General features: G+C 63.7%; 6 protein-coding genes and 1 pseudogene. 6 read left to right on the forward strand and 1 reads right to left on the reverse strand.

Annotated features, from left to right (window positions below; translation table 11 throughout):
* Positions 1 to 519 (reverse strand): alpha/beta hydrolase (locus EOA38_RS22585; protein WP_127300299.1); only part of this gene is annotated, 519 nt, incomplete at its 3' end.
* Between the two features lie 267 nt (positions 520 to 786).
* On the opposite strand from EOA38_RS22585, the gene EOA38_RS22590 reads away from it, so the two are divergent.
* The 6 genes and pseudogenes from EOA38_RS22590 to EOA38_RS40500 all read left to right on the forward strand — a co-directional run.
* On the forward strand, positions 787 to 1,947 hold the full coding sequence (locus EOA38_RS22590) for a cysteine desulfurase family protein (protein ID WP_127300300.1): 1,161 nt from the start codon (positions 787 to 789) through the stop codon (positions 1,945 to 1,947).
* A gap of 192 nt (positions 1,948 to 2,139) precedes the next feature.
* Positions 2,140 to 3,657 carry a Fe-S cluster assembly protein SufB gene (sufB, locus tag EOA38_RS22595; RefSeq protein ID WP_127300301.1) on the forward strand — a complete coding sequence of 506 codons (1,518 nt, stop codon included), beginning with the start codon at positions 2,140 to 2,142 and terminating at the stop codon, positions 3,655 to 3,657.
* A gap of 27 nt (positions 3,658 to 3,684) precedes the next feature.
* Complete coding sequence (sufC, locus tag EOA38_RS22600; RefSeq protein ID WP_127300302.1) at positions 3,685 to 4,440, forward strand: Fe-S cluster assembly ATPase SufC; 756 nt, start codon at positions 3,685 to 3,687, stop codon at positions 4,438 to 4,440.
* A 25-nt stretch (positions 4,441 to 4,465) separates the two neighbouring features.
* Complete coding sequence (gene sufD, locus EOA38_RS22605) at positions 4,466 to 5,737, forward strand: Fe-S cluster assembly protein SufD (RefSeq protein ID WP_127300303.1); 1,272 nt, start codon at positions 4,466 to 4,468, stop codon at positions 5,735 to 5,737.
* A gap of 189 nt (positions 5,738 to 5,926) precedes the next feature.
* Positions 5,927 to 7,168: a cysteine desulfurase gene (locus tag EOA38_RS22610; RefSeq protein ID WP_127300304.1), complete on the forward strand. Its 1,242-nt coding sequence runs from the start codon at positions 5,927 to 5,929 to the stop codon at positions 7,166 to 7,168.
* Between the two features lie 5 nt (positions 7,169 to 7,173).
* A pseudogene (locus EOA38_RS40500) lies at positions 7,174 to 7,323 on the forward strand (SUF system Fe-S cluster assembly protein); the annotation flags it as partial.

Consider the following 7,323-nt stretch of genomic DNA (forward strand, 5'->3'; position numbering starts at 1 on the left):
GTGCAGCTTGTCGACCAGCGTCTGCACGTCCTTGGGCGGCGCCACCTTGTCGGCGTCGCCGTGGATGATGAGGCCGGACGAAGGGCAGGGGGCGAGGAAGGAGAAGTCGTAGGTGTTGGGCTGCGGCGCGACCGAGATGAAGCCCTCGATCTCCGGCCGGCGCATGAGCAACTGCATGCCGATCCAGGAACCGAAGGAATAGCCGGCGACCCAGCAGCTCTTCGAATCGGGGTGCAGCGACTGCACCCAGTCGAGCGCGGCGGCCGCGTCCGACAATTCGCCGGTGCCGTGGTCGAATTCGCCCTGGCTGCGGCCGATGCCGCGGAAATTGAAGCGAAGCGTGGTGAAATCGCGCTTCTGGAACATGTAGAAGAGGTCGTAGACGATCTTGTTGTTCATCGTGCCGCCGAACTGCGGGTGCGGGTGCAGCACAATGGCGATCGGCGCGCTCTTTTCCTTGGAGGGCTGGTAGCGACCCTCCAGGCGACCAGCCGGACCGGCGAAAATGACCTCAGGCATAAAATACTCCACGTGGCATACGAAGGCGCTTGTCAGGAACTTCCCTGGCCCGGAACTCTTGCTTCGGCCCCATCTTCTGTGGCCTTGACGCCGGGCGAGCGTCTTCCTAGAAGCTAGTTTAGAATTGTTCAAAACTGGGTGGCTGAAACGCAATGGTCTGGCCGCCCACGCCGCAAGCCGGGTAAATAGGACGGCTTGCCTTGCAATTTCAAGGAAATAACGCGCTATCCTCGCGGAATGGCTGCTGACGGGATCGACTGAAGGAAAATGGCCGCAACTCGCGCCTATCTCGACTACAACGCCAGCGCGCCTCTGCTTCCAGAGGCACGCGCTGCGGTGGTCGCTGCGCTCGATGCCGTCAATCCGTCGTCGGTCCACGCCGAGGGTCGCGCGGCGCGCCGCCTGGTCGAGGATGCCAGGCGCGATGTTGCGAGGCTGGTCAATGCCAAGCCGGAGCACGTCGTCTTCACTTCCGGCGCGACCGAGGCCGCTTCGACGCTGCTTACCCCCGACTGGCAGATGGGGCGCGGCGCTATCCGCATGAGCCACCTTTACGTCTCGGCGGCCGACCATCCTTGCCTGCTGAGCGGTGGGCGTTTTGCGGTGGAACAGGTGACGCGGATCGGCGTCGATCGCGACGGCGTCGCCGATCTCGACGCGCTGACGAAGGCGTTGGCCGCGCATGACAAGGCCGAGGGCCTGCCGCTGGTGGCGATCCATGCCGCCAACAATGAGACGGGCGTGATTCAGCCGGTTGGCCGCACCGCCGAGATCGTCAAGGCCGCGGGTGGTGTGCTCGTCGTCGACGCCGTGCAGGCGGCCGGACGGATTCCGATCGATATGTCAGCCGGTTACGCCGACTATTTGATCCTGTCCTCGCACAAGATCGGCGGTCCGAAGGGCGTCGGCGCCATCGTCGCTGCGGCCGACCTGATGATGCCGAGGCCATTGATCAATGGCGGCGGCCAGGAAAAGGGCCATCGCGCCGGCACCGAGAATCTCCCCGGCATTGCCGGTTTCGGCGCCGCGGCGCGGGCCGCACTCGCCGGCCTGGGCGAAATCGACGCCGTTGCGCGTCGGCGCGGCGAGGTCGAGGCGATTGTCCGGGAAATCGTCCCGGACGCGGAAATCTTTGGAGCGGCGGCGCCAAGGCTTGCCAACACGACATTCTTCGCTATTGCGGGCATCAAGGCCGAGACGGCGCAGATCGCCTTCGATCTCGCCGGTGTGGCGTTGTCGGCGGGTTCGGCCTGCTCGTCGGGAAAAGTCGGGCCAAGCCATGTGCTGAAGGCGATGGGGCACGGCGACAGCGTTGGCGCCTTGCGCGTCTCGATCGGACGCGCGACGGGCGCTGAGGAGATCGAGGCGTTCCGGACGGCGCTCGCGGGCATTGTCGCGCGCCGGGCCGATAAGGAAAGGGCCGCCTAGCGGCCAAAAAAGGAAAGTTTCAGGCCTTCGGGCCTGGTAGAGCCGTGCGTTTCGTTTTGGCCGGGTGAATTCCCGGTCGGAATGCACTATATGGAGCTTACTCCGCTGCAGGTCTCCTCCGGGACCGGGTTTCGGCGGTGCCATAGTTTGAAAACTGCCGGGCCTTGACCCCGGCGTGGATGGAGAACGCTTATGCCTGCTGTGCAGGAGACGATCGATCGAGTCCGAAAGATCGACGTCGACCAGTATAAATACGGATTCCAGACAGAGATCGAGATGGACAAGGCCCCCAAGGGCCTGAGTGAAGACATCATTCGCTTGATCTCCGAGAAGAAGGGCGAGCCGGACTGGATGCTGGAATGGCGTCTGGGGGCCTATCGGCGCTGGCTGACCCTGGAAGAGCCGACCTGGGCGCGCGTCCACTATCCGAAGATCGACTTCCAGGACATCCACTACTACGCCGCGCCGAAGAGCACGCCTGGCCCGAAGTCGCTGGACGAGGTCGATCCCGAACTGCTCAAGGTCTATGAGAAGCTCGGCATTCCGCTGAAGGAGCAGGAGATTCTCGCCGGCGTGCAGAGGACCGAGGCTTCGGAGCTCGAGGAAGCCAACGACAACGTCTACAAGTCGGGCCGCGTGGCGGTCGACGCCGTGTTCGACTCCGTTTCCGTGGTCACTACCTTCAAGAAGGAACTGGCCGCGGCCGGCGTCATCTTCTGCTCGATCTCGGAAGCGATCCGTGAGCATCCGGAGCTGGTGCAGAAATATCTGGGCTCGGTCGTGCCGACCACCGACAATTTCTACGCCACGCTGAATTCGGCGGTGTTCACCGACGGCTCGTTCGTCTTCGTGCCGAAGGGCGTGCGCTGCCCGATGGAGCTGTCGACCTATTTCCGCATCAACGAGAAGAACACCGGCCAGTTCGAGCGCACGCTGATCATCGCCGAGGAGGGAGCCTATGTCTCCTATCTCGAGGGCTGCACGGCGCCGCAGCGCGACGAGAACCAGCTGCATGCGGCTGTGGTCGAACTGATCGCGCTCGACGATGCCGAGATCAAATACTCGACGGTGCAGAACTGGTACCCCGGCGACGCCGAGGGCAAGGGCGGCATCTACAATTTCGTCACCAAGCGCGGCGACTGCCGCGGCGATCGCTCGAAGATCTCGTGGACGCAGGTCGAGACCGGCTCGGCCATCACCTGGAAATATCCGAGCTGCATCCTGCGCGGCGACGACTCCAGCGGCGAGTTCTATTCGATCGCGGTTTCGAACGGCTACCAGCAGGTCGACAGCGGCACCAAGATGATCCATCTCGGCAAGAACACGTCGAGCCGTATCATCTCCAAGGGCATTGCCGCCGGCTTCTCGCAGAACACCTATCGCGGCCAGGTCTCGGCGCACCGCAAGGCGGCCAATGCCCGCAACTTCACCAACTGCGACTCGCTTCTGATCGGCGACCAGTGCGGCGCGCACACCGTGCCTTACATGGAAGCCAAGAACGCGACGGCCAAGTTCGAGCACGAGGCGACGACGTCGAAGATTTCCGAGGACCAGAAGTTCTACGTCATGCAGCGCGGCATCCCCGAGGAAGAGGCGATCGCGCTGATCGTCAACGGCTTCGTCAAGGACGTCATCCAGCAACTGCCGATGGAGTTTGCCGTCGAGGCGCAGAAGCTGATCGGCATCAGCCTTGAGGGTTCGGTCGGCTGACCGCAAACGATATTCAGGAAAAAAATGATGCTTGAAATCAAGAATTTGCATGCCCGCATCGTCGATGACGGCACCGAGATCATCCGCGGCCTGAACCTGACGGTGAAAGCCGGCGAGGTCGCGGCCATCATGGGGCCGAACGGCTCGGGCAAGTCGACGCTGTCCTATATCCTGGCCGGCCGCGAGGACTATGAGGTGACCGAAGGCGACATCCTCTACAACGGCCAGTCGATCCTCGAAATGGATCCGGCCGAGCGCGCCACCGCCGGCATCTTTCTCGCCTTCCAGTATCCGATGGAGATACCGGGCGTGGCGACCATGGAATTCCTGAAAGTGGCGATGAACGAGCAGCGCAAGGCGCGCGGCGAGGAGCCGTTGAAGGTGCCGGAATTCCTCATGCGCGTGAAGGAAGCCGCCGCCTCGCTCAACATGGACATGAACATGCTGAAGCGGCCGCTCAATGTCGGCTTCTCCGGCGGCGAGAAGAAGCGCGCCGAGATCCTGCAGATGAAGCTTCTGGAGCCGAAGCTTTGCGTGCTCGACGAGACCGATTCCGGCCTCGATATCGACGCGCTCAAGATCGTCGCCGACGGCGTCAACGCGCTGCGCTCGCCGGAGCGTGCGATCGTCGTAATCACCCACTACCAGCGCCTGCTCGAGCACATCGTGCCGGATAGCGTGCACGTGCTCTACAGGGGCCAGGTCATCAAGTCGGGCGACAAGTCGCTGGCGCTCGATCTGGAAACCAACGGCTATGCCGGCGTGATCGGCGAAGCCGCGTGAGATGCCAGGAGGCGAGGCGAGAGCGATGAACATGCACGCACAGCCGCAGCGGACATTGGCCGAGACGGCGCTGATCGATGCCTTCGGCGAGCGGCTGTCGCTGCTGCCCGGCGACGGCGCGGTGATGGTCAAGCGCGACGACGCGATCGAGGCCATCAAGCACGGTCTGCCGACGCGGCGCATCGAATCCTGGCACTATACGGATCTGCGCCGGCTGCTGACCTCGGTGCCGGCCTTCGAGGCCGAGGCGGTCGCGAAGGCGCTCGAGCCCGTTCTCGACGGTTCCGCCGTGCTGCCGGTGCTGGGCGGTGTTTCGCAGACGAAGCTGCCTGTGATCGAGGGCGTCACGGTGCAGCGCCTGTCGGAAAAGCTGACCGACGGCAGCGTCGCGCCCGGGCTCGATCGCTATGGCGCCGACGACGCGATCGGCGCGCTGAACACGGCCTTCGTCGCCGACGGCTATTTCGTCGACATCGCCGACGGCACTGAACTGGAAAAGCCGATCGAGCTGCAGAATCTGCAGTCAGGCGGCCAGACGCATGTGCGGCTGCTGACGCGCGTCGGCGCCGGCGCCAAGGCGATCGTCGTCGAGCGCCAGGCGGGCGAGGGCGGCGATGCCCTTATCAGCTCGGTGAGCCAGCTCGTTCTCGACGAAGGCGCCGAGGTGACCTGGCTGATCGTGCAGGAGCAGCCGGACACGGCCACGCATCTCGCCCAGTTCAAGGCGCATATCGGCAAGGATGCGAAGCTGACACTGTTCGTCATGAACGCCGGCGGCAAGCTGGTGCGGCAGGAAGTCGTGGTCAGGACGACGGGCGAGGGCGCGGATTTCAAGCTGCGCGGCATCAACCTTCTGGCCGGCGACACGCATACGGACACCACCATGGTGCTCGACCATACCGTGCCGCACACGGCCTCGACCGAAGTGATGCGCAACGTGGTGACCGGCAAGGCGCGCGGCGTCTTCCAGGGGCGCATCAACGTGCACCAATACGCGCAGAAGACCAACGCCAAGATGGCCTGCAACACGCTGCTCCTATCGGACGACGGCGAGTTCTCGACCAAGCCGGAGCTGGAGATCTTCGCCGATGACGTCGTCTGCGGCCATGGCGCCACCGTCACAGAGATCGACCACAACCATCTGTTCTACCTGATGGCGCGCGGCATCGACGAGAAGACGGCGCGGGGCCTTCTGGTGAAGGCCTTCGTGGCTGAAGTGATCGAGGAACTGGACGACGAGGCGCTGGTCGACGCGCTGGAGGCGCGGCTAGACGGCTGGTTTTTGACGCACGGGTGAAAAGCGGTCGAGGCTTGGCCTCGACCGCACCCCTCATCCGTCTTGGCTACGCGCCAATCCACCTTCTCCCACAAGGGGAGAAGGTAAGGCGCTAGACCTTCTCCCCTTGTGGGAGAAGGTGGCCGAGCGAAGCTCGGTCGGATGAGGGGTGTTGGAAGGATCGCGGCCACGGCCGGCAAGGACTTCGAAATGGACCAGAAGATCGAAACCACTCCCTACGACGTCGAGGCGATCCGCCGCGACTTCCCGATCCTGTCGCGCCAGGTCTATGGCAAGCCGCTGGTCTATCTCGACAATGGCGCTTCGGCGCAGAAGCCGCAGGTGGTGCTCGACACGATCCAGCACGCCTATTCCCAGGAATATGCCAACGTCCATCGCGGCCTGCATTTCCTGTCGAACGCTGCCACCGACGCCTATGAGAAGGCGCGGGAAACGGTGCGCCGCTTCCTCAACGCGCCGAGCACCGACAATATCGTCTTCACCTCCAACACCACTTCGGCGATCAACACCGTCGCCTATGGCTGGGGCATGCCAAGGATCGGCGAGGGCGATGAGATCGTGCTCTCTATCATGGAGCACCACTCCAACATCGTGCCCTGGCATTTCATCCGCGAGCGGCAGGGCGCCAAGCTCGTCTGGGTACCGGTCGACGATCTCGGCGCCTTCCACATCGAGGAATTCGAGAAGCGGCTGACCAACCGCACCAAGCTCGTCGCCATCACCCACATGTCCAACGCGCTGGGCACGGTGACGCCGATCAAGGAGATCGTGCGCATCGCCCACGCGCGCGGAATTCCCGTACTCGTCGACGGCAGCCAGAGCGCCGTGCACATGGCCGTAGACGTCCAGGACCTCGACTGCGATTTCTTCGTCTTCACCGGCCACAAGGTTTATGGCCCGTCGGGCATCGGCGTGCTCTACGGCAAGAAGCACCTCTTGGAAGAGATGCGGCCCTTCATGGGCGGCGGCGAGATGATCGAGGAGGTGACGCAGGACATCGTCACCTACAACGAGCCGCCGCACCGTTTCGAGGCCGGCACGCCGCCGATCGTGCAGGCGATAGGGCTGGGCGCGGCGCTCGAGTACATGGAGAGGGTCGGCCGCGAACGCATCGCCGCGCATGAGGCGGACCTCAAGAATTACGCACATGAGCGGCTGCGCGCGATCAACTCGCTGCGCATCTTCGGCGACGCGCCGGGCAAGGGCGCCATCATCTCGTTCGAATTGCAGGGCATCCATGCCCATGACGTGTCGATGGTGATCGACAGGCAGGGCGTGGCAGTGCGGGCGGGCACCCATTGCGCCCAACCGCTGTTGAAACGCTTCGGCGTGACCTCCACATGCAGGGCATCGTTCGGCATGTATAACACCAGGGCCGAAGTCGACGCTTTGGCCGATGCGCTGGAAAAGGCGCGAAAGTTCTTCGGGTGATGACCATGGACGATGTGAGCACCACCGCAGAGACCGCAGCGGAAACCGCCGGGAACGGCGTCGTCTCGGCCTCGGCGATCCCCGCCGACGAGCTGGCGCGGTTGACCGACGACATCGTGTCGGCGCTGAAGACGGTCTACGATCCGGAAACTGTC

The sequence above is a fragment of the Mesorhizobium sp. M1E.F.Ca.ET.041.01.1.1 genome, from assembly GCF_003997355.1.
Taxonomy (GTDB): Bacteria; Pseudomonadota; Alphaproteobacteria; order Rhizobiales; family Rhizobiaceae; genus Mesorhizobium.

Bases quoted from the DNA above. Each gene is read 5' to 3' on its own strand.
- EOA38_RS22610 (WP_127300304.1), top strand. From the start codon at position 5,927: ATGGACCAGAAGATCGAAACCACTCCCTACGACGTCGAGGCGATCCGC.
- sufB (WP_127300301.1), top strand. From the start codon at position 2,140: ATGCCTGCTGTGCAGGAGACGATCGATCGAGTCCGAAAGATCGACGTC.
- sufD (WP_127300303.1), top strand. From the start codon at position 4,466: ATGAACATGCACGCACAGCCGCAGCGGACATTGGCCGAGACGGCGCTG.
- sufC (WP_127300302.1), top strand. From the start codon at position 3,685: ATGCTTGAAATCAAGAATTTGCATGCCCGCATCGTCGATGACGGCACC.
- EOA38_RS22590 (WP_127300300.1), top strand. From the start codon at position 787: ATGGCCGCAACTCGCGCCTATCTCGACTACAACGCCAGCGCGCCTCTG.